Source organism: Listeria grayi, assembly GCF_900638015.1.
Lineage (GTDB): Bacteria > Bacillota > Bacilli > Lactobacillales > Listeriaceae > Listeria > Listeria grayi.
In genome coordinates, this window is record NZ_LR134483.1 from 904188 (window position 1) to 926450 (window position 22263).

Annotated in this window: 23 protein-coding genes; 22 read left to right on the top strand and 1 reads right to left on the bottom strand. The window is 43.9% G+C overall.

The annotated features are described in order from the left end of the window. Window positions 1-39: 39 nt before the first annotated feature. The 22 genes from EL241_RS04300 (at window position 40) to EL241_RS04405 (ending at window position 21186) form a co-directional block, all read left to right on the top strand. Window positions 40-1002, top strand: a complete 963-nt coding sequence (locus tag EL241_RS04300) for an asparaginase (RefSeq protein ID WP_036107166.1) — start codon at window positions 40-42, stop codon at window positions 1000-1002. A gap of 14 nt (window positions 1003-1016) precedes the next feature. Further along, a complete protein-coding gene (gene cmk, locus EL241_RS04305) occupies window positions 1017-1688 on the top strand; it encodes a (d)CMP kinase (protein ID WP_036107245.1) in 672 nt (223 codons plus the stop codon). A gap of 342 nt (window positions 1689-2030) precedes the next feature. Then, window positions 2031-3179 carry a 30S ribosomal protein S1 gene (rpsA, locus tag EL241_RS04310; RefSeq protein ID WP_126320377.1) on the top strand — a complete coding sequence of 383 codons (1149 nt, stop codon included), beginning with the start codon at window positions 2031-2033 and terminating at the stop codon, window positions 3177-3179. Between the two features lie 157 nt (window positions 3180-3336). Then, window positions 3337-4647 (top strand): ribosome biogenesis GTPase Der, encoded by a 1311-nt coding sequence (gene der, locus EL241_RS04315; protein WP_036107159.1) that lies wholly within the window; start codon window positions 3337-3339, stop codon window positions 4645-4647. A 12-nt stretch (window positions 4648-4659) separates the two neighbouring features. Next, the gene (locus tag EL241_RS04320) at window positions 4660-5685 is read left to right on the top strand and encodes an NAD(P)H-dependent glycerol-3-phosphate dehydrogenase (RefSeq protein ID WP_036107154.1); all 1026 of its coding nucleotides are present in this window, start codon (window positions 4660-4662) and stop codon (window positions 5683-5685) included. A 241-nt stretch (window positions 5686-5926) separates the two neighbouring features. Next, window positions 5927-6235 (top strand): non-specific DNA-binding protein Hbs, encoded by a 309-nt coding sequence (locus EL241_RS04325; RefSeq protein WP_159099860.1) that lies wholly within the window; start codon window positions 5927-5929, stop codon window positions 6233-6235. 196 nt (window positions 6236-6431) lie between these two features. Next, window positions 6432-6989, top strand: coding sequence for a GTP cyclohydrolase I FolE (folE, locus tag EL241_RS04330; protein ID WP_003758393.1), 558 nt, complete (start codon window positions 6432-6434; stop codon window positions 6987-6989). Between the two features lie 65 nt (window positions 6990-7054). Then, the gene (locus tag EL241_RS04335; RefSeq protein ID WP_003758394.1) at window positions 7055-7819 is read left to right on the top strand and encodes a heptaprenyl diphosphate synthase component 1; all 765 of its coding nucleotides are present in this window, start codon (window positions 7055-7057) and stop codon (window positions 7817-7819) included. Between the two features lie 19 nt (window positions 7820-7838). Continuing rightward, the gene (locus tag EL241_RS04340) at window positions 7839-8552 is read left to right on the top strand and encodes a demethylmenaquinone methyltransferase (protein WP_036107140.1); all 714 of its coding nucleotides are present in this window, start codon (window positions 7839-7841) and stop codon (window positions 8550-8552) included. A gap of 9 nt (window positions 8553-8561) precedes the next feature. Further along, complete coding sequence (gene hepT, locus EL241_RS04345; RefSeq protein WP_036107243.1) at window positions 8562-9533, top strand: heptaprenyl diphosphate synthase component II; 972 nt, start codon at window positions 8562-8564, stop codon at window positions 9531-9533. Window positions 9534-9552: 19 nt separating this feature from the next. Further along, window positions 9553-9996 carry a nucleoside-diphosphate kinase gene (gene ndk, locus EL241_RS04350; RefSeq protein WP_003758399.1) on the top strand — a complete coding sequence of 148 codons (444 nt, stop codon included), beginning with the start codon at window positions 9553-9555 and terminating at the stop codon, window positions 9994-9996. 183 nt (window positions 9997-10179) lie between these two features. Beyond that, a complete protein-coding gene (gene aroC / locus EL241_RS04355) occupies window positions 10180-11346 on the top strand; it encodes a chorismate synthase (RefSeq protein ID WP_036107137.1) in 1167 nt (388 codons plus the stop codon). A 2-nt stretch (window positions 11347-11348) separates the two neighbouring features. Beyond that, the gene (aroB, locus tag EL241_RS04360) at window positions 11349-12428 is read left to right on the top strand and encodes a 3-dehydroquinate synthase (protein ID WP_126320378.1); all 1080 of its coding nucleotides are present in this window, start codon (window positions 11349-11351) and stop codon (window positions 12426-12428) included. A gap of 14 nt (window positions 12429-12442) precedes the next feature. Beyond that, on the top strand, window positions 12443-12814 hold the full coding sequence (gene aroH, locus EL241_RS04365; RefSeq protein WP_036107134.1) for a chorismate mutase: 372 nt from the start codon (window positions 12443-12445) through the stop codon (window positions 12812-12814). 2 nt (window positions 12815-12816) lie between these two features. Continuing rightward, complete coding sequence (gene hisC, locus EL241_RS04370; protein WP_036107132.1) at window positions 12817-13908, top strand: histidinol-phosphate transaminase; 1092 nt, start codon at window positions 12817-12819, stop codon at window positions 13906-13908. Window positions 13909-13919: 11 nt separating this feature from the next. Further along, window positions 13920-15032, top strand: coding sequence for a prephenate dehydrogenase (locus EL241_RS04375; RefSeq protein ID WP_036107129.1), 1113 nt, complete (start codon window positions 13920-13922; stop codon window positions 15030-15032). A gap of 3 nt (window positions 15033-15035) precedes the next feature. Beyond that, window positions 15036-16325 carry a 3-phosphoshikimate 1-carboxyvinyltransferase gene (gene aroA / locus EL241_RS04380; RefSeq protein WP_036107126.1) on the top strand — a complete coding sequence of 430 codons (1290 nt, stop codon included), beginning with the start codon at window positions 15036-15038 and terminating at the stop codon, window positions 16323-16325. Window positions 16326-16453: 128 nt separating this feature from the next. Next, window positions 16454-17707: a tetratricopeptide repeat protein gene (locus EL241_RS04385; RefSeq protein ID WP_003758415.1), complete on the top strand. Its 1254-nt coding sequence runs from the start codon at window positions 16454-16456 to the stop codon at window positions 17705-17707. Between the two features lie 28 nt (window positions 17708-17735). Then, window positions 17736-18275 (top strand): ReoY family proteolytic degradation factor, encoded by a 540-nt coding sequence (locus EL241_RS04390; RefSeq protein WP_003758416.1) that lies wholly within the window; start codon window positions 17736-17738, stop codon window positions 18273-18275. Window positions 18276-18347: 72 nt separating this feature from the next. Further along, window positions 18348-18947: a DUF1405 domain-containing protein gene (locus tag EL241_RS04395; RefSeq protein WP_003758418.1), complete on the top strand. Its 600-nt coding sequence runs from the start codon at window positions 18348-18350 to the stop codon at window positions 18945-18947. A 146-nt stretch (window positions 18948-19093) separates the two neighbouring features. Next, entirely contained in the window at window positions 19094-19777 is a 684-nt protein-coding gene (locus EL241_RS04400; RefSeq protein ID WP_036107120.1) for a zinc metallopeptidase, read from the top strand. A gap of 125 nt (window positions 19778-19902) precedes the next feature. Then, the gene (locus EL241_RS04405; protein WP_036107117.1) at window positions 19903-21186 is read left to right on the top strand and encodes a BaiN/RdsA family NAD(P)/FAD-dependent oxidoreductase; all 1284 of its coding nucleotides are present in this window, start codon (window positions 19903-19905) and stop codon (window positions 21184-21186) included. Here the strand turns inward: EL241_RS04405 and EL241_RS04410 are convergent. Continuing rightward, window positions 21183-22184 carry a serine hydrolase domain-containing protein gene (locus EL241_RS04410; protein ID WP_052009242.1) on the bottom strand — a complete coding sequence of 334 codons (1002 nt, stop codon included), beginning with the start codon at window positions 22182-22184 and terminating at the stop codon, window positions 21183-21185. The two genes, EL241_RS04405 and EL241_RS04410, sit on opposite strands and share 4 nt — an antisense overlap. Between the last annotated feature and the right edge of the window lie 79 nt (window positions 22185-22263).

The following is a 22263-nucleotide window of genomic DNA, read 5'->3' on the forward strand; positions in this document are numbered from 1 at the left end:
AGCTGCTTAGACTCTTTCGCCTTGTAAAGGAGGAAGAAAATGGCAAAAGTAGCGCTAATAACAACTGGAGGAACGATCGCCAGCAAGAAGACGATGTCAGGAAAGCTGGCGTCGGGAGAACTCTCCGGCGAAGAACTGGCGGCACTTTGTGAGCTGCCGACAGAAATCCAAATCGATATTTATTCCACTTTTCAATTACCATCGATGCATATTACATTTGATGATCTGATCGCGTTGAAGCAATTGATCGAAACGATCTATATGGATGAGGCTTATGACGGTATTGTAGTGACCCACGGTACTGATTCTTTAGAAGAAACGGCGTACTTTCTTGACTTAGCGATCACTGACAGCCGCCCGGTCGTAGTTACAGGATCACAGCGGGCCCCGGACGAACCCGGGACAGATGCTTATGTCAATATTCGGCACGCGATCTATACAGCTTGTGAGCCGGTTCTTAAAGATGCTGGAACCGTTGTTGTTTTCAATGAACGGATCTTTACCGCACGATATGTCAAAAAAGTGCATGCCTCCAATATCCAAGGTTTCAGCGCCTTTGGTTTTGGTTACTTAGGTATCATTGATAATGATCAGGTTTTTGTTTACCAAAAGCCGGTCGAACATGAATGCTATGATATCCATTTGTCCTTGCCGCAAGTCGTTGTGATAAAATGTTATCTGGAAGCAGACGGTATGTTTATCGATGCTGCGCTTGACAATCATGTGGCAGGAATCGTGCTGGAAGGCGTCGGACGCGGGCAAGTCGCACCGAAAATGATGCCGGCGATCATCCGTGCATTAGATGCCGGTGTTCCCGTCGTTATCACGACAAGTGCGGAAGAAGGCAATGTTTACACGACTTACGATTATGAAGGAAGCACCTTTGATTTATATAACCGTGGTGTTATACTGGGAAAAGATTATGACAGTAAAAAAGCGCGCATGAAATTAGCTGTCTTGTTGGCAGCAAAAGAAGAGATCAGTCAAAAGAACTTTAGATGAGAAAGGAACCGATCATGAGTAAAAAAATTTGTATCGCAATTGACGGACCGGCGGCAGCTGGAAAAAGTACAGTAGCAAAAATAGTTGCTAAAAAATTAGGATTTGTATATATCGATACGGGAGCTATGTATCGTGCAGTCACCTATTTAGCCTTTCAAAACAACTTGGATTACGAAGACGAAAAAGCGATCCATGCTTTGCTGGAAAAAAGTACGATCACATTTGAGCCAGGCAGAGTACAACAAGTTTACATAAATGGAGAAAATGTGACCGAAGTCATTCGTAAGGCGGAAGTAACTAATCATGTGTCGATCGTAGCTGCGCACCTTTCTATTCGGACTGCCTTGCAAAAACTGCAGCATCAATTAGCAGAAGAAGGCGGTATCGTGATGGACGGCCGCGACATCGGGACAGCGGTCTTGCCGCATGCAGAACTGAAGATCTTTTTACTGGCGAGCGTCGAAGAACGAGCAGAACGCCGCTATAAAGAAAATAAGCGTAAGGGCTTTGAAGAAGATATCGAACAGCTGAAAAAAGAGATCGAAGCACGCGACCATTTAGATTACACAAGAGAACATTCACCGCTGAAAAAAGCAGACGATGCGATCGAGCTGGATACGACTTCAATGTCGATCGATGAAGTAGCTGGGAAAATCTTCGAGCTAGCGCAGCAGAAAATTGCTTGAATGAAAAATTAAATAATACACGCGATCAGAAGTTTTTTCGCAGATAAAAGGGACAGTCTTGCTAAAAGACTGTTTTTTTATGACTCCACAGCGCTTTTCTCGACCTGTTTTCCCTAAAGACAGCTTAGAAAAAACTTGACAAAAGCCTTGAATTGTAGCAAGTTAGAAGGGAGAGATTTTGTTTTTTCTCTAGGATTTTCTTTGGAATCGAAGGCTAGCGACAGGTAGTATCAATCGTTATTTTATTCCTAAATACACAGGTAAACACGAACTCCCAGCTACTTCTATCCGATTGCACCAAGAAAGTCCTAAATTCGATAAACGAATGAAGGAGGACTACCTATGTCTGAAGAATTAGAGAACGTAGAAGTGAAAAATTTCAAAGAAGGAGACCGACTTACTGGGACTGTTTCAAGTGTGGAAGAGAAACAAGTCTATGTTGGGATCCCAGATAGCAAACTAGACGGTGTAGTTCCGATCAGTGAACTTTCCAATGTCCATGTAGAAAATGCTTCTGATATCGTTTCTACTGGTGATACATTAGATTTGGTCGTAACAAAAGTTGAAGAGGATTTACTTGTACTGTCTAAACGCAAAGTAGATGCCCTGCAAGCAGCCGATGATGTTCGTGCTAAGTTTGAGAGCGGTGAAGTCTTTGAAGCGGAAGTAAGCGACGTTGTCAAAGGCGGCCTCGTAGTGGACCTAGGCATCCGTGCATTTGTCCCTGCCTCTTTAGTAGAAGACCGTTTTGTAGAAGATTTTTCCGATTATAAAGGAAAGACTCTTACTTTCAAAGTCGTGGAATTCGAGCCGGAAAATAACCGTGTTATCTTGAGCCACCGTGTCGTTTTAGAAGAAGCAAAATTAGAACAGAAAAAAGAAGTTTTAGAAAAAATCCACGAAAATGATGTCTTGACTGGAAAAGTAGCACGCCTAGCTGATTTTGGTGCTTTTGTCGACCTTGGCGGTGTAGACGGACTTGTGCATGTATCGCAAATCTCTTATAGCCATATCGATAAGCCAAGCGAAGTCCTTGAAGAAGGCCAAGAAGTGAAAGTCAAAGTGCTTAGCGTCGATAAAGCAAATGAACGTATTTCTTTATCCATCAAAGAAACATTACCTGGACCGTGGGACGATATCGCAGAAAAAATGCCTGCTGGCAGCGTATTGTCTGGTAAAGTCGTTCGTTTAGTATCTTTTGGTGCATTCGTAGAAGTAGCTCCCGGCGTGGAAGGGCTTGTGCATATTTCGCAAATCGCGCATAAACACATCGGAACGCCGCAAGAAGTTCTAAAAGAAGGCCAAGAAGTGGAAGTGAAAGTTCTAGATGTCAACTTGGACGAGAAACGACTTTCTTTGAGCATCAAAGCATTACAAGAAGATCCGGATGCCGAACCAGAATACGAATTGCCAGAAGAGAGCACCGGCTTCCAAATGAGCGATATCATCGGTGACCAGCTGAAAAACATTCAAAATAAAGAAAATGAATAATGATTTTTCGTAAGTGAAACAACAGCCAAGTACTGATTCTATCAATCATTACTTGGCTGTTTTTCGGTATCGGTCCATAATAACCATTGCCAGAGTGCGGCTTTACTGATAAACTAAAGAAAGTTTGATAAACAGGAAGAAAAAAGAAGGTGAGATCATGGTAAAACCAGTAGTTGCTATCGTTGGTCGCCCAAATGTTGGGAAATCGACTATTTTTAATCGTATTGTAGGTGAACGTATTTCTATTGTAGAGGATGTTCCGGGCGTAACGCGGGATCGGATCTATAATTCTGCAGAATGGTTAGGAAAAGATTTCAATATCATTGATACAGGTGGTATTGATTTGTCGGATGAACCGTTTTTAGACCAAATCAGAGCGCAAGCAGAAATCGCAATTGATGAAGCGGATGTTATTATCTTCATTACCAATGGTAGAGAAGGCGTAACAGATGCAGATGAACAAGTTGCTAAAATTTTATACCGTTCGCAAAAACCGGTTGTTTTGGCAATCAATAAAGTAGATAATCCAGAAATGCGTACGCAGATATATGATTTTTATTCGTTAGGATTCGGGGAGCCATTTCCGATTTCCGGTTCACACGGTCTGGGACTTGGGGATCTATTAGATGAGGTCCGCAAACATTTCCCTGCGGAAGATGAAGTGGAAGAAGATGACGATATCATTAAATTCAGTTTGATTGGTCGCCCAAATGTCGGCAAATCGTCTATTTTGAATGCACTGCTCGGCGAAGAGCGGGTAATTGTTTCTGACATTGCCGGAACAACGCGTGATGCGATCGATACGTCTTATATTTATGATGATCAAGAATATATCATGATCGATACAGCGGGAATGCGGAAACGTGGTAAAGTTTATGAAGGAACTGAGAAATACAGTGTCCTCAGAGCAATGCGGGCGATCGAACGCAGTGATGTTGTTTTAGTCGTTTTAAATGCGGAAGAAGGTATCCGTGAACAAGATAAGAAAATCGCTGGCTATGCGCATGATGCAGGACGTGCGATCGTTATCGTTGTCAACAAGTGGGACGCTATCGAAAAAGATGAAAAAACGATGAAGGCATTTGAGACAGATATTCGCGAACAATTCTTGTTCCTTTCTTATGCACCGATCGTATATGTATCGGCGAAAACAAAACAGCGCTTGACCAATTTATTCCCGATCATCAATCAAGTGAGTGAAAACCATTCCTTGCGTGTACAATCCAGCATGCTGAATGATATTATCAGTGATGCGGTCGCGATGAATCCATCACCAATGGATAAAGGCAAACGTCTCAAGATTTTCTACACCACACAAGTGGCGGTCAAGCCTCCTGTATTTGTGGTATTTGTAAATGAACCGGAATTGATGCACTTTTCTTATGAGCGCTTTTTAGAAAACCGAATCCGTGATACATTCTCGTTTGAAGGTACACCGATCCGCGTAATCGCTCGAAAAAGGAAATAAGGAGGGATCGCCATGAATGCTACAAATAAGGTTGCCGTATTAGGCGCAGGAAGCTGGGGAACAGCACTTGCGATGGTACTTGCAGATAATGGTAAAAAGCCGATTATTTGGGGAAATAATGCTCGCACCGTGGATGAAATCAACAAGTCGCATACAAATGAGCATTACTTGAAAGAAATCTTACTTCCGAATGAAGTCAAGGCAACACTTGACTTGCAAGAAGCATTAACGGATGCAGCCATTGTTGTCTTGGCAATACCAACTAGCGCAATGCGTGAAGTTTGTAAGCAAGTCAACGATCAACTGACAGAACCGAAAATCATCGTCCATGTAAGTAAAGGTATCGAACCTGATACGAATTTACGAATGAGCGAAGTTATTGAAGAAGAGATCCGTGCAGAGAAGCGTCAGGCAGTGGTAGTGCTTTCTGGGCCAAGCCATGCGGAGGAAGTGGCATTGCGCCACCCAACGACATTATGTGCCAGCAGCAGTCAGCTGAAAGAAGCAGAATTCGTGCAAGATGCTTTCTTGAATGCGAATATGCGGATCTATACGAATGCTGACGTTATCGGTGCGGAGATCGGCGGCGCTTTAAAAAATATTATTGCATTAGGTGCCGGTATTTCTGACGGGCTTGGCTACGGCGACAATGCCAAAGCGGCTTTGATGACGCGTGGCATGGCAGAGATAACTCGCTTAGGAGTCGCAGTCGGTTCTGATCCGCAGACTTTCTACGGTTTGACTGGTATCGGTGATCTGATCGTTACGTGTACCAGCAGCCACTCGCGTAATTGGCGTGCCGGGAATATGCTTGGTAAAGGCGAACGCCTGGCTGATGTGCTGGACAAAATGGGAATGGTCGTTGAAGGTGTTAGAACCGCACGTGCTGTCAAACAGTGGGCGGAACGTTTGGACATTGATATGCCGATCACCGATGCGATCTACAAGATCTTATTTGAAGAGAAAAATGCGCGTGAAGCTGTTGATCAATTAATGGGTCGCGAAAAGAAAAAAGAAGCCGAAGATTTTAACAAATAAAGTAGGTTTCTAGTCGATAAAAAAGCGCTTTCTATCTTTGACACAAGCGATTTTGTGTACAAAAAATTGATTTTTTGTTTAAAATTGCGGTTTTTTAGGATAAATACAGGTAAATCCTTGCAGTTCTAAGGATTATGTGATAATCTTTTATCAGAATTACTGATAGATATAGTAATCAAGCCATTTTAACTGTTTTTCTCATTTTCTTTCTATGAAGATAGAGGGAACTCAGTCAACTAATATGGTATATTCTGTGAAGGAGGTGAACAAGGACATGGCTAACAAAACTGATTTAGTAAACAACGTTGCTGAGCTTGCAGATCTATCTAAAAAAGACGCAGCGAAAGCAGTGGAAGCTGTATTCGAAACAATTCAAACTTCTTTATCTAAAGGTGAAAAAGTTCAATTGATTGGATTCGGTAACTTCGAAGTACGTGAACGTGCGGCTCGTAAAGGACGCAACCCTCGTACAAAAGAAGAAATCGACATTCCAGCAAGTAAAGTACCAGCATTCAAACCTGGTAAAGCGCTTAAAGAAGCTGTTAAATAATTTACATAGACCTTTAAGCATACAAAACCCTCGCTTTTTAAGCGGGGGTTTCAGCTTGTCAAAAACAGATTAGTGATTGGCTAATTGTTTTTGACAAGCTTTTTTTGATGCCAGCAGTAAGCAAATAAGATTTACCAAACTATCAGCCTGTGTTAAGATATACAAAGTAGAGACGCTGGAGTAAAGGGGAGTTATCATGGATAAAGATAAGATTGCTGAAGCAGTAAAAATGATTTTAGAAGCGGTGGGTGAAAATCCAGAGCGCGAAGGCTTATTAGATACACCGATGCGTGTAGCTCGCATGTATGAAGAAATTTTTGCAGGGCTGCATCAAGATCCTTCTGTTCATTTCAATACTGTATTTGAAGAACAGCATGAAGAATTAGTACTTGTAAAAGATATTCGTTTTTCTTCCATGTGCGAGCATCATTTAGTTCCGTTTTATGGCGTAGCTCATGTAGCTTACCTTCCACAGCACGGTCGTGTTGCCGGACTTAGCAAACTAGCACGGGTAGTCGATGATGTCAGTAAACGTCCTCAATTGCAGGAACGCATCACCACGACCGTAGCAGAGATCATGATGGAAAAATTAAAACCGCTTGGTGTGATGGTGATCATTGAAGCGGAACATATGTGTATGACGATCCGCGGTGTCAATAAACCGGGAACAAAGACAATCACAAGCGCCGTACGCGGTGCTTTTCGAAATGACGATAAATTAAGAAGCGAAGTTATGTCGCTGATCAAAGGCTGATAGAAGCCCTGAGCAGGTCTTTGTGCTATAATTAAAACATTGGATTTATGGACAAAGGGGAATAAATGATGATATATCAAGCTGAACATACGAAGCAAGAGGGGGCAAAGCAATTGATTACCGATCCGAAGATTATCCGCTTTTTAGAAAAGCATAATCTGCTGCCGGAGTTAGATAAAGACCAATTACTTTGGCTTCAAGAGGCTATCCAGGATGTAAAGGATGAGGATCAGAAACGAGCGATTATTGAAGCCGTATTGTATGTGATTTTAGCACATGATACGCATGAAACGATCGACGAGCCGAATGCCGAATTTCCCCTCAAAGAAGAAGAACGGGAACTTGTTGTGTTAGCGGGAGATTATTTTAGCGCTTTGTATTATCGGACATTGGCAAGTCAAGGAAAGATCGATTTGATCCAAGCGATCCAAAAGGGCGTCGAAGAAACCAATGCTGCCAAAACGAATATTTATCAGCTGCATGTGGCAACGGATGAAGAATTTTTAGAAGAACTTATCAAGTCTAACGCTGCGATCACCTTGCGATTTGCAGAATACTTCGGAAATGAAGAAGCGTTTCTTCACATTGCGAAGCAGACTTTGCTCTTGAAACGGCTGTTGCTAGAGCGGCAGTTATATGAAACCACGAATACTTCTCGTCTTGTCGGCGCATATGACCACGGTTATTTTGCCAAGACAGGTCAGGCGACATTTGCGATCTGGCTTGGGGAAATCATCAATACGGTCAAAGCAGAAGTAAGCGGCAGTTTGACAAGCAGCGCGCTGTCAGCCAAACTGGTGATCAGGATTAAAGAACTTCTAGCAGCATAAGAAAGAGAGGGATTCAGTGATGACGCAATCGAAAGAAGAAAAGGTACATCAAGTATTTGAAAAAATATCTCCGGAATATGACCGTATGAATAGTTTGATCAGCTTCAAACTGCATGTCAAATGGCGCAAAAAAACGATGGAATTGATGCGTGTAAAACCTGGCGCAGCTGTGCTTGACGTTTGTTGCGGAACAGCAGACTGGTCGATCCAGATGCGGGAAGCTGTCGGAAGCAAAGGGCACGTCACCGGGCTGGATTTCAGCGAGAATATGCTGGAAGTCGGCAGGGAAAAAGTAGCAGCATTAGGCTACGAGAATGTGGCATTATTACACGGCAATGCTATGGAACTACCTTTTGAAGACAATAGCTTTGACTACGTGACGATCGGATTTGGACTGAGAAACGTACCGGACTACATGCAAGTCTTGCAGGAAATCTACCGTGTATTGAAACCAGGCGGCCAGTTCGCTTGCTTAGACACTTCTCATCCGACGATCCCTGGCTGGAAGCAATTGTTTAACGGTTATTTCCGTTTCGTCATGCCGGTATTTGGAAAATTATTTGCAAAAAGCTATAATGAGTACAGCTGGTTGCAAGAATCGACCCGCCACTTCCCGGACATGAAAAAATTAGCGGAAATGTTCCAAGAAGCGGGCTTTTCCTACGTCAGATATATTTCGCACAGCGGCGGCGCAAGTGCGACACATTTTGGGTTTAAAAAGAAGGAACAATAGGTGACAAGCATGAAATTGAATTTTCTATATCCGAATATTGAAAAAGACATGGACATGATCAATCATGAGCTGAAGCAAGCAATCATTAGTGCAGAAGCAGAAACGACTACTGCCTCTGCTTTGCACCTTTTGGAAGCAGGCGGGAAGCGGATTCGGCCGTTATTTGTATGTTTGACAGCCCGGCTTACCGAAAAGCCCGATCAAAGTAAAATGAAATACGCAGCTGTAGCTGTAGAATTGATACATATGGCATCGATCGTTCATGATGATGTGGTGGACAATGCAAGCTTGAGGCGCGGCCGGGAAACCATCAAATCGCGCTGGGGAAATCACATTGCTATGTACACAGGCGACTATCTCTTTGCAAAATCGCTTGATTACATGACCAATATCAAAGAAATCGAAGCGCACGAAATGCTTGCGAGTGTGACAGTAGAGCTTGCAACTGGCGAGATCGAACAATTAAAATCCAAATACGATGTGACACAAAGCATTCGTACATATTTAAGACGAATCAAACGCAAAACGGCCTTGCTGATTGCCGTGAGCTGCGGACTCGGCGCCGTTATTTCCGGACAGGACGCGGCAACTACGAAAAAACTTTATCAGTTTGGCTATTATGTCGGTATGGCCTTTCAGATCCAAGATGATGTTCTCGATTTCGTTGGTTCGCAAAAAGAACTCGGTAAACCGGCAGGAGAAGATCTGCGCCAAGGAAATATCACATTGCCAGTCTTTATGGCGATGGCAAGTGAGCCCACATTCAAAACCAAATTACAACAGCTATCCTCGGAAAGCTCTGCAGATTTTATCGCAGAATGTATTACCATTGTCAAAGCATCCAAGGCGGCAGAACAAGCTGATGAGATCGCTGACCGCTATTTAGAAAAAGCTACCGCGATCTTGGAAACATTACCGCGATCGACCGCTCGAAAATCGCTGAAACAAATTGTAAGCAGTTTGGAAAAACGGAAGAGTTGATCTAAAGGAGGATGCAAAGATGGAAAAAACCTATGTCATGATAAAACCAGATGGTGTAAATCGCAATTTGATCGGTAAAGTCATCGCAGCACTTGAAGCCAAAGGATTAAAACTTGTTGCTGCCAAATTACTGCAATTAGATGAACAGCTGGCAGGGGAACATTATGCAGAACATAAAGGGAAACCTTTCTTTCCAGACCTTGTTTCATTCATCACGTCCGGGCCGGTATTTGCAATGGTATGGGAAGGCGATGATGCTGTGAAATTAGTGCGGCTGCTGATGGGCGATAAAGATCCACTACAAGCTGCGCAAGGAACGATCCGCGCCAAATATGCTTTGCATACGAATCGTAATATCATTCATGGCTCAGACAGCATAGAAAGCGCTGAACGTGAGATCGCCCTTTATTTTGAAGAGAAAGAGATTTTGACTTATCCAAAAGCAGACGATTTGTGGTTATAATAAAATATGTTTTGAAAATCTGTCCAGAAGAGGCAGATTTTCGCATAATTAACTGTTTATTTTGATAAATCTGGATTTCAAAAAGCAGAAGCAAAGAATTGTTTTCTAAGTGCTAGTATGTTAAGATTATACACATATACTTTAAAGCGCTAAAATATTGAGCGAAAAAAGGAGAGAGCATAAATGAGATATTTAACTGCAGGAGAGTCCCATGGACCAGGATTAACGACGATTATTGAAGGGTTGCCAGCAGGGCTACCTTTATTACCGGATGATATCAACAATGAACTGCGCAGACGTCAAGGCGGACATGGCCGCGGAGCAAGAATGCGGATCGAAAAGGATCAAGTCCAAGTAACAGCAGGATTAAGACATGGGAAGACACTCGCTTCCCCGCTTGCTTTATTTGTAGAGAATAAAGACTGGAAACATTGGGAAACAGTAATGAGCATCGAACCTGTACCCGATAAAAAAGAACAATCGAGACGTGTTTCCAGACCAAGACCGGGACATGCTGATCTTGTCGGCGGGATCAAATATGGTCATCGCGACATGCGGAATGTCCTAGAACGTTCTAGTGCGAGAGAAACGACCGTACGCGTCGCAGCTGGTGCAGTAGCGAAAAAACTATTGGCAGAGCTTGGTATCGAAGTTGCAGGTCATGTCCTTGAAATCGGTGGTGTCCGAGCTGATCTGGACAAAGACTATACTGTCAAAGAGATCCAAAGCATTTCCGAAGCATCACCAGTGCGTACATTAGATAAAAATAGTGAACAGACCATGATGGATAAAATCGATGAAGCAAAGAAAAATGGCGATACGATCGGTGGAATCGTCGAAGTAGTAGTTGGCGGTGTACCCGCAGGACTTGGCAGTTATGTCCAATGGGATAAAAAATTGGATGCCAAGATCGCCCGTGCTATCGTGAGTATCAATGCTTTCAAAGGCGCAGAATTCGGTGTTGGTTTTGAAGTGGCCCGCAAACCAGGAAGCGAAGTGATGGATGAGATCGTTTGGTCCGAAGAAGATGGCTACACACGGACAAGTAATAATCTTGGCGGATTCGAAGGCGGCATGACAAATGGAATGCCGATCGTGGTTCATGGAGTCATGAAACCAATCCCAACATTATACAAACCGCTGCAAAGTGTCGATATCGATTCTAAAGAAGCATTCACGGCCAGCGTTGAACGTTCCGACAGCTGTGCTGTTCCTGCTGCTAGTGTTGTTGCCGAAGCAGTAGTTGCTTGGGAAGTCGCCGAAGCAGTGTTGGATAAATTTGACAGCGACCGCTTTGAAGGACTGAAAGAACAAGTGGAAGCGTACCGTCAAGCTATGAAGGAGTTTTGATTATGCCAGAAATCACTGTGCATGCCGCAAGTAAAACATATCCTGTCTATATCAGCGCAAATGCATTGGAAGAAACATTTCCAAAATTAGTGAAAGAGCTAGGCAAGTATTCCAAAGTGTTTGTTTTGACTGATGAAAACGTAGCAAACTATCAACTGGATAAATTGCAAACGGCTTTTTCACAGCTTGCGGATGTCGTTTACTACGTTACTCCAAGTGGAGAAACAGCGAAGACATTTCCTGTCTATGAAGCAGTAATGACGAAAGCAATCGAAGAAGGATTGGACCGCAAATCAGCGCTAGTGGCTTTTGGTGGCGGAGTGATCGGTGATCTAGGTGGCTTTGTAGCTGCGACCTATATGCGTGGCATCGCCTTTTATCAACTACCAACGACCGTGCTGGCACATGATAGTGCTGTCGGTGGCAAAGTAGCGATCAATCATCCGCTTGGGAAAAATATGATCGGTAATTTCTATCAGCCGGAAGCAGTGATCTATGATACCTCGCTACTTCAAACACTGTCAGAACGCGAGACGCGCTCGGGATTTGCCGAACTTATCAAACATGCGCTGATCCAAGATCATACATTGTTAACGGCTTTAATGGAAACTTTCAGGCTACCCAGTGATCTTTATACCAAAGATCTCAGCAGTTTCTTAGCACGTGGAATCGAGATCAAGGCACAGATCGTTGCCGAAGATGAAACCGAACAAGGTGTAAGAGCGTTTCTGAATTTCGGTCATACATTTGGTCACGCGCTTGAAGCCTACGGTGGATTTGGAAAATGGCTGCATGGGGAAGCAGTTATTTACGGAATGTTGTATGCAATCGCAATGAGTCAGCAAGTTTATCAGCTTGATTTTGATGTGGCGACATGGAAAAAATGGCTTGCCAAACTTGGCTATGAAGTCCATTTACCTGCTGCTTTAGATTGGACAGCCCTATTTGAAAACATGAAACACGATAAAAAAACGACTTACGGCCAGGTAAATATGGTGTTGCTGAAAAAAATCGGCGAACCAGTCATCTATCCAGCTACGGAACAAGAACTGAAACATATTTTTGACGAATTAAATGCGTGAAAAGGAGTGAGGAAATGCGAGCGATCCGAGGAGCAACAACGATCCCAGCAAATACCCAAGAACAGATCTATAGTCATACGAAAGAACTATTCCAGCAAATTTTAACAGCGAATTCGATCTCTTCCGCAGAGGAGCTTGTATCGGTCATCATCACAGTCACTCCAGATGTCGATGCCGGCTTCCCGGCTCGTGCTGTTCGTGAAACAGCAGGGTTTGAGCTGGTTCCTGTTATGAGCACATTAGAAATGGCAGTTCCGAATGCACTACCACTTTGTATCCGCATGATGGTCTTTACCAATATCGAAGCAGACCTAGCGGGGATTAAGCATGTGTATCTGAACGCAGCAAAGCGTTTACGACCTGATTTGGCTAACAAGGAGGAATAAAAATGAAATGGAAGAAATCATTAAATGGCTTAGCTTCTTATAAACCTGGTAAACGGGAAGAAGAAGTAATGATGGAATTAGGCTTGGAAAGCATTGTGAAATTATCTTCGAATGAAAACCCATTAGGAGCATCGCCGCAAGTGAAGGATGTCATCGCTCATTTCCACTTAGCAACAGAGATTTATCCAGACGGCTGGGCAAGCGAGCTGCGTAAAGTCGTGGCTGCCTATCATGGCGTTTTTGAAGAAGAATTGATTTTCACGGCTGGTGTGGATGAACTGATCGCATTATTGACACGCGGTCTGCTTTCGGAACAAACGAATACCGTCATGGCCGTTCCTACTTTCGTCCAATATCGCCAAAATGCATTGATAGAAGGCGCAGAAGTTCGAGAGATCGGACTGCTAGAAGATGGCTCGCATGACTTAGAAAAAATGTTAGCGGCGATCGATGCGAATACAGCGATCGTTTGGATCTGTAACCCAAACAATCCGACCGGGAATTATATCGATACCACTGAATTAGAAGCATTTATTGCCAAAGTACCAGCAGACTGCCTTGTGGTAGTGGATGAAGCGTATATCGATTATGTACTGCCTGTGCCGGAGCGGCATGAAGATTGGATGCGTCGCTATCCGAATGTCATCATTACACGGACTTTCAGCAAGATCTACGGTCTAGCTAGTTCACGGGTCGGGTATGGAATCGCGCAAAAAGAAGTGATTGAAAAACTAAATATTATCCGTCCGCCGTTCAATACGACAACAACCGGACAGCAGCTTGCAATCGAAGCTTTGAATGATCAGGCTTTTATTGAAAAATGTCGCACAGAAAATGCTCAGGGGATCAAACAATATGAGGCATTCGCTAGCGAATATCCGGAGGTAAAACTCTATCCTTCTAAGAGCAACTTTGTATTGCTCGATCTCGATATACCAGCAAGCGAAATTTTTGATTACTTGGAAAAAAAAGGCTATATCACGCGTTCCGGAGCGGCATTAGGATTCCCAACTGCGATTCGGATCACAGTAGGACGCCGGGAAGATAATGAAGCAGTCATTACGTTACTGAAACAACTTTTGGCAAATAGATAAGGAGAAATAGTATGAAAGGAACAGTTGTCATTGTAGGGCTGGGATTGATCGGTGGATCCATCAGTCTAGCAATCAAAAAAGAACATCCCGAAGCACATATCATTGGTATCGATGTTTCTTTAGCTACACTTGAAAAAGGCAAAGCACTCGGCGTGATCGACGAAATTGGTGAAAGTCTGCAGATCGACGGACCAAAAGCGGATCTATTGATCTTCGGGTCACCTGTCAAGCAGACCGAAGCCTTGCTGCAGCGCTTGCCGGCGATCCAATTAAAACCGGATGTCATTATTACAGATACCGGCAGCACAAAATCAGGAATCATCCAAGCAGCTGCAGAACTGTTGGAATTAGGGAAGACGTTTATCGGTGGTCATCCAATGGCTGGTTCGCATAAAAGTGGTGTTACTGCAGCGAAGGCGCTTTTATTTGAAAATGCGTATTATCTGCTGACACCGCCGCCCTCAGTATCAGCGGACAGAGTAGCAGAGCTCCGAAAATGGCTAATCGGCACCAATGCGAGATTTATGGAGATCGCCCCTGAAGAACATGATCAAATCACCGGGATGCTGAGTCATCTGCCGCATATCGTGGCAGCTGCATTAGTCAATCAAACTAGAAACTTTACCAATGATCATCCAGCCGCCTTTCGTCTAGCGGCAGGTGGCTTTCGGGACATCACCCGCGTTGCTTCCTCTGATCCGCGGATGTGGACAGACATCTCGCTCAGCAACCGCACGATCTTGAAACAGCAGCTCTCTGTATGGCGCGATGGTATGAACGAAGCGATCCGTATGATCGATCAGGAGAATGAAACAACCATCTACTCCTTTTTCGACGATGCGAAAGAATTTCGCGATTCGCTGCCGATCCACGAAGGCGGAGCGATTCCTGCTTTCTATGATCTATTTGTTGACGTTCCCGATTATCCTGGTGTCATCTCGGAAGTCACTGGCTTTTTGGCCGAAGAAGAAATCAGCTTGACCAATATCAAGATCTTAGAAACACGCGAAGATATCTTTGGGGTATTGCAAATTACTTTCCAAACCAATAAAGACCGCGAACGCGCGAAAGTATGTATTGAAAGTAAGAGTGGCTATGCCTGCCACTACGGCGAGGAGGAATAGCAGTTGAAATTATGGATAAATAAACAAAATCTGCAGGGGAATATCCAAGTTCCCGGCGACAAATCGATCTCACACCGCAGCATTATGTTCGGTGCCTTAGCAAATGGAACGACAACGATCACGCATTTTTTACGTGCTGACGATTGTCTTGGTACATTGGCAGCTTTTCAGAAATTAGGCGTAAAAATTGAAGATGACGGCGAAAAAGTGAAGGTTCATGGAAAAGGTTTTGCCGGTCTTGAAGCGCCAGATGGTCCTATTGACGTCGGTAATTCAGGGACGACGATCCGTTTACTGATGGGGATTTTGACAGGTGCCCGCATACCAGCTGTTCTTTTCGGCGATTCGTCGATTGCTCGCCGGCCGATGAATCGCGTCATGCTTCCTTTGAAGGAAATGGGCGCATCGATTGCGGGGAAAGATGATTCCGAATTCGCACCGCTCACGATCCGCGATAATGGGAAACTGCAAGCGATCACCTATGACATGCCAGTTGCCAGTGCCCAAGTCAAAAGTGCGATTATTTTAGCTGGATTACAGGCAGAAGGTGAAACGGTCATTCATGAACTTGAAAAAACGCGTGACCATACCGAGCAGATGATCCGGCAGTTTGGCGGGACGATCCAAACGGAAGGTAAAACGATCCGGGTGACTGGTAATCAAACATTGACTGGTCAAACGATCACGGTGCCCGGCGATATTTCTTCCGCAGCCTTTTTCTTAGCAGCCGGATTACTTGCGGAAAATAGCGAGATCCATTTAGAAAACGTTGGGATCAACCCGACTCGTACAGGCATCTTGGATGTGATCGAGCAAATGGGAGGGAGCGTGGAACAATCGAATCCTAGCACCCATCAAGGCGAACCATCTGCAGACCTGATTGTGCGGACAAGCGAGCTACACGGTACAGAAATAAGTGGTAGTTTGATACCGCGCTTGATCGATGAGATCCCGGTGATCGCGTTACTTGCTACTCAAGCAGAAGGAACGACGGTGATCAAAGACGCTGCCGAACTGAAAGTGAAAGAGACCAATCGAATCGATGCGGTGGCGGCGGAATTGACAAAACTTGGTGCCCGAATCGAACCTACCGAAGACGGTTTGATCATTCATGGCAAAACTGCGCTTCATGGCGCAAACGTGACTAGCTACGGCGATCATCGTATCGGCATGATGCTTCAAATCGCTGCTTTATTAGTAACGAGTGGAGAAGTAGAATTGGATAAAGCAGAAGCTGTTTCGGTTTCGTATCCAGCTTTTTTCACAGATCTAGAAAAATTGATACACCAATAAGAAAAGCGGATCACAAGCTGGCAGCAGTGTGTGATCCGCTTTTTGAAGTTATAAGCCATATTTCTTTCTATCCGCAAAATGCAAATGGTATAATAGGTACTACGATTTTATAGACGAGGGGTTACGTAATGGAAAATGCAGAAAAAATGCTCCATGCCTTAGAGCATGAAGATATAAAAAAAGCACAAGGTTATTTTAACGAAGTGCTGCAAAATGGATCAGATGAAGAGCAGTTCTTTTTAGCGGAACAGTTATTCAGTCTGGGATTTTTAAACGAAACGGAAGATCTGTATGAATTACTACTTGCCAAATATAAAGATGAAGGCGAACTGCTTGTGCGTGCAGCCGAGGTAGCACTGGAAAAAGACGATATCGAGAGTGCCCAAGCGTATTTGGAAAAAGTGGACAAACAAGATGAAGCGTATTTAGAAAGCCTACTGGTCTTAGCTGATCTTTACCAAATGCAGGGGTTGTTCGAAGTTAGTGAACGCAAACTACAAGACGCGAAACAGCTTGCTCCAGATGAACCGATCATCGACTTTGCATTAGGCGAATATTATCTGTCACAAGGCCGATTTGCTTCCAGTGTCCAAAGTTATCAAGCGGTCTTAGATAATGGCATCACTTTTATTGAAGCTGCTCATGTATCTGTCTACGAACGTATCGCGGAAGCCTTATCCGCAAGTGGTGCGTTTGAAGAAGCACTGCCTTATTATGAAAAAGCAACTGCCGAGAATGAATCGATGGATACATTATTCGGTTATGGACTGACAGCATACCAAGCAAAGGAATATACCCAAGCCATCCATGCATTGGAGCATCTAAAAGAACATGATCCGGCTTATACCACTTTATATACCTATCTGGCGAAGAGTTACCAAGAAAACAATAAGCCGGAGCAGGCGCTTGAAGTATTGAAAGAAGGACTCGTACAAGATGAGTTTAATAAAGAGCTATATCTTGAGGCAGCTAAACTCGCTGAAAGTTTACATTTGCTTGGAGATACAGAAAACTATCTTCGACAAGCCATTGTACTGGACGAGGAATATGCCGAAGCGATTCTTGCGCTTAATAAACTGCTGCTCGCGAAAGAAGATTATGAAGGCGTGATCGAGCTGGGCGAACAGCTTGATGAGGACATCGTCAAAGAACCTCAACTTTTCTGGGATCTAGCACTTGCTTATCAGGAAACAGAAAATTATAATAAAGCCAAAGTAAACTACGAAGCAGCTGCCACACACTTCCAGCAAAATCCTACTTTTTTACGAGAATATGGTTTATTCTTGCGAGAAGAAGGGGAAATAGAACAATCAGAAGCACTGTTGCGTGCTTACTTAGCACTTGAACCAGACGATCAGGAAATCGATTCTTTACTGGAATAAGACCTCATTACGGAGAGGAGATAAGGATATGAAAGCATCTATTTCGATTAATGACAAAAAAGATTTTATCAGGTGGCTGTTGGATAATCATCAAATGAAGATCAGAGAATCCATGTGGGTACTCAATTATATCGCTGGTCATGACCAGATACTGAAGTATGCCCATTTCGTAGATAGCCTAGAAGGATATAAGCGCGGTCTTTCATTAGGTGCACATGGCAGCAACGCAGAACCTTTTCGTTTTTTTAAAGAAAACATCGTCACTACGGATCCGGAAAAAGCATTTCACGATATTCGGTTGAATTGGGATGAAGATCTTTATATCGAACTCCATTTCTCCGGCGCCCGGCTTTCTCCCGAATATGCGCTTGTCCGCGAAGAAAATCCGCATGCCTTGCTCCATCTCGATGACGAAGCGAAAGACGAAGCGAAAACCTTCTTAGATGAGAGTATCTCGGTATTTGCAAAGGAAAACCTCATGAAACAAGTCGATAAAGCATTAGATGAGCGTAATGAAGAAGACTTTTATAAACTGGCAGAAGCCTATCACCAATTAAAAGAAAAATAGTGAGATAGAATCAGCTTGACCCCCTTTTCTGAAAAGGCGTGCAAGCTGATTTTTTAAAAAGGAGAGGAACAGGTGCTACATACATTGCTTAACAAAAAAAGTTTTTTATGGTTGCTATTTATCGGCAATCTCTTGGGCACGATCTATGGTTATATCTGGTATATCCCGCAGCTGCAGATCACGGCGCCAAAATACTGGCTGTTTGTACCGGATAGTCCAACAGCGCTGCTCTTTTTTCTATTTGCATTAGGGAGCATTTTACTGCACAGACATTGGCCGTTGATGGAAGCATTGGCACTTGTCACGCTGATCAAATATGGGACTTGGGCAGTTGGGATGAATGTGTTTTTGATGTTTCACGACGGAAATTTTTATTGGACCAGCCTGATGCTGGCAGGAACACACGCATTCATGGCAGTGGAAGCAGTGATTTTTATTCCTTATTTCCGTTTTCGTTTTTGGCACTTTGCTGTCGCGGCGATTTGGGTCTTGCACAACGATGTGATCGATTATGTGTTTGGGCAGATGCCGATCTACATGGGATTGGAGCATTATCTGCCGATCATCGGATATTTTACCTTTTGGCTCACGATCGCGGTGCTTGCTCTTGTTTACATTCGTGGACTTCGAAAAAATCGGTTTATACTCGATTTTTCGCATCTTCAAAAATGAAAATCCAATGAGAATAAGCCATTTTTTAGCTAAATTTCCCACTGAAAATGAGATTTTACTCATTTAGAGCAAAAGCACTTGCGGGGAAAGTTAGGACAATTTATAATATAGTTAATAAAGTTAATTTATAAAAGGAGAATGTTCCTATGCCAATTACTAATTACATTGTGTATTTTATCATTGTGGCTGCTTTGCCGATCTGGGCACAGTACCGAGTGAAATCGACTTATAACAAATATGCGCAAGTAGGCGTACAGAGCGGTCTGACTGGGGCAGAAGTCGCACGGATGATTTTAGATAAAAATGGCTTATATGATGTGGCTGTCGAACCGACATCCGGATTTTTGAGCGATCATTATGACCCCGGTAAGAAAAAAGTTTTCTTATCCGAAGCTAATTTTTCCGACAGAACGATCGCTGGTTCCGCAGTCGCAGCTCATGAAGTCGGACATGCGATCCAAGATGCGGAAGATTACGCCTTTATGCGTTTCCGTTCAGCGCTCGTTCCGGTAACGATGTTCAGCTCGAACTCGGCCTGGATTTTCTTGATTATCGGAATGATTGCTCAAATTCGAGGTGTGATGCTGATCGGGATTATTTTAATGGCGGTTGGTGTATTATTCCAACTGATCACCTTGCCAGTTGAATTCGATGCCAGCAAACGGGCACTCGTTCAAATCGAGGGTTTGAATATCGTTACCAGCCAAGAGCTACCACACGCGAAAAAAGTATTGAGTGCCGCGGCGATGACTTATGTTGCTGCAATGGCAGTAGCTGTCTTGGAGCTGCTTCGTTTGATCTTGATTTTCACGAACAGCAACCGCAGCTGATAAAAAAGACCGCTCTTTCCTCATGGGAGAGCGGTTTTTTTGCGTTTGACAACTGGTTTCTATCCTTGAGTAACGATAGGGAAATTGATATACTTAACAAGCGAAAACAAAAAAGGAGTTATGACATGGATTATGATGTGATAGTAATAGGCGGAGGGCCTTCTGGACTCATGGCTGCCATCAGTGCAGCAAGCCACAATAAAAAGGTTTTATTAGTTGAAAAAGGACCGAAATTAGGACGAAAACTGATTCTTTCCGGCGGCGGCAGATGTAATGTCACCAATCGATTGCCCGTGGAAGAGATCATTCGTCATATCCCCGGAAATGGCCGGTTTTTATATAGTGCTTTTCACGATTTCGATAATGAGTCGATCATTGCTTTCTTTGAAGGGCTGGGCGTTGCGCTGAAAGAAGAAGACCATGGCCGGATGTTTCCAGTTTCTAATAGTGCGCGGTCTGTAGCAGAAGCCATGATCACGCAGCTCGAAAAATATCAAGTGGATATCTTCATGAAAACCAAGGTGGCAAAAGTCCGATATGAAGCTGAAAAAGTAGCAGGAATCCAACTGGAAGATGGTAAGGAGATCAGCGCTCCAGCAGTTATCATTGCCGTCGGTGGGAAATCTGTTCCGCGGACTGGCTCGACCGGAGACGGCTATGCTTGGGCAAAAGCGGCAGGGCACACGATCACAGAGCTTTATCCGACAGAAGTTCCGATCACCTCGAATGAAGCGTTCATCAAGGAGCGTACGTTGCAGGGAATCTCGCTGCAAGACGTGGCCTTGTCTGTTTTGAATCAAAGAGGAAAGCCCGTCATTACGCATCAAATGGATATGATCTTCACGCATTTTGGCGTTTCTGGTCCAGCAGCTTTGCGATGCAGCATGTTTGTGCAGCGCGAAATGAAAAAACAAAAGCAAGCTGTGCCAATGAAACTGGATATTTTCCCAGAGTTGTCAGCAGAAGCACTTCGTCAGCGTGTGCTGAAACTGCTGCAGGAAAACGAGAAAAAAGCGATCAAAAACGCGCTTCCTAATTTACTACAGGAAAAACTGCTGCTCTTTATGCTGGAACGCGCGGAAATCGATCCATTGGCAGAATACAAACAAATCAGCCCCAAAAAAATAGAGAAGCTGATCGCATTACTGAAAGATTTTCGCTTTGACGTGACTGGAACGCTTGATTTTGAGAAAGCGTTTGTGACCGGAGGCGGTGTCTCGGTAAAAGAGATCCACCCTCGTGAAATGGAATCAAAGAAAATGCCGGGACTCTTTTTCTGCGGAGAGATCCTTGATATCAATGGCTACACCGGTGGCTATAATATTACTTGCGCCCTCGTGACCGGCCACACTGCCGGCAAGTATGCAGCGGAAACAGCTAGTAGCTATTGGCGTGCGAAAAACAATTAACTTTCGGAGAGAAAAGTCGTAACGATGTGATTGCGTGCTTCTAAAAAAGCAGGATTGTTTCTTGTAGGATGGACGCGATTACTTAAAGCGATCAGTGCCGTTTGTTTTATAAAATCGATTATAATGAAAGTCCCAGTAAAACCAGTATGGTAACTGGCGTAATGATCACCTGTGGCTATTAGATCCCAACCAATTGCTCGGTCAAGCACCCCACTGGGAGTCTGTTTGGTTGAAATCAACCGTTGCCAGTCGGTAGTTTGAAAAAGCGGTTTGCCGCTCTCAAACAACAGACAGTGAACGAAACGTCCTAGATCCGTTAGCGAACTGAAAAGGCCAGCATGACCGGCGGCTCCACCATTGCGCCATGCTTTGTAATCATGGACTTCTCCCTGGATAAGGCCACGATCACGCGTCCATTCAGTGGGGATCGCTACATCAGCAGCTATCGGAGCAAATCCTGTTTCTTTTAATCCTAATGGATCGATGACATTTGCTTGGATGCTGGCGGCAAAGTCTCCGTCGAGGTGCTCGATAATAAAACCAAGTAGTAAAAAATTGACATCGGCATACGCGACTTTAGAACCTGGTTCGCTTTGGAGTGGGGTATCATAACAATACTGTTTGACCGCAGCAGGTGTTTCGATCGTGTAGCCGGGAATGTTTTTTGCAAGACCAGAGCTATGTGTGAGCAACTGAGAAAGCGTTACGTCTGGGAAACGAAATTCCGGCAGATAAGTACTCACGGTATCATGAAGATGCACGCGTTTGGTTTCTAAAAGCTGAAGCATCCTTGTTGTCGTTGCGATCACTTTGGTCAAGGAGGCGATATCGTAACGGTACGATATCGCTGCATCTAATGGAATCGGCGCAGGTTCAGTCTGCTTCCAGCCATCCACATGCGAATAGACAGTTTCAGGGGAGTAAAGCCGATAGCTGATACCAGGGATGATTCCTTGCTTATAAAGGTCCTCTAGCTCTTTGATCGTTTGTGTAAACAAGAGAATCAGCTCCTTTTCGTTTTTTTCTTATTATGACATGTTCGCCAGCTAAATTTCAAATAAATCATTTTCAGCAGAA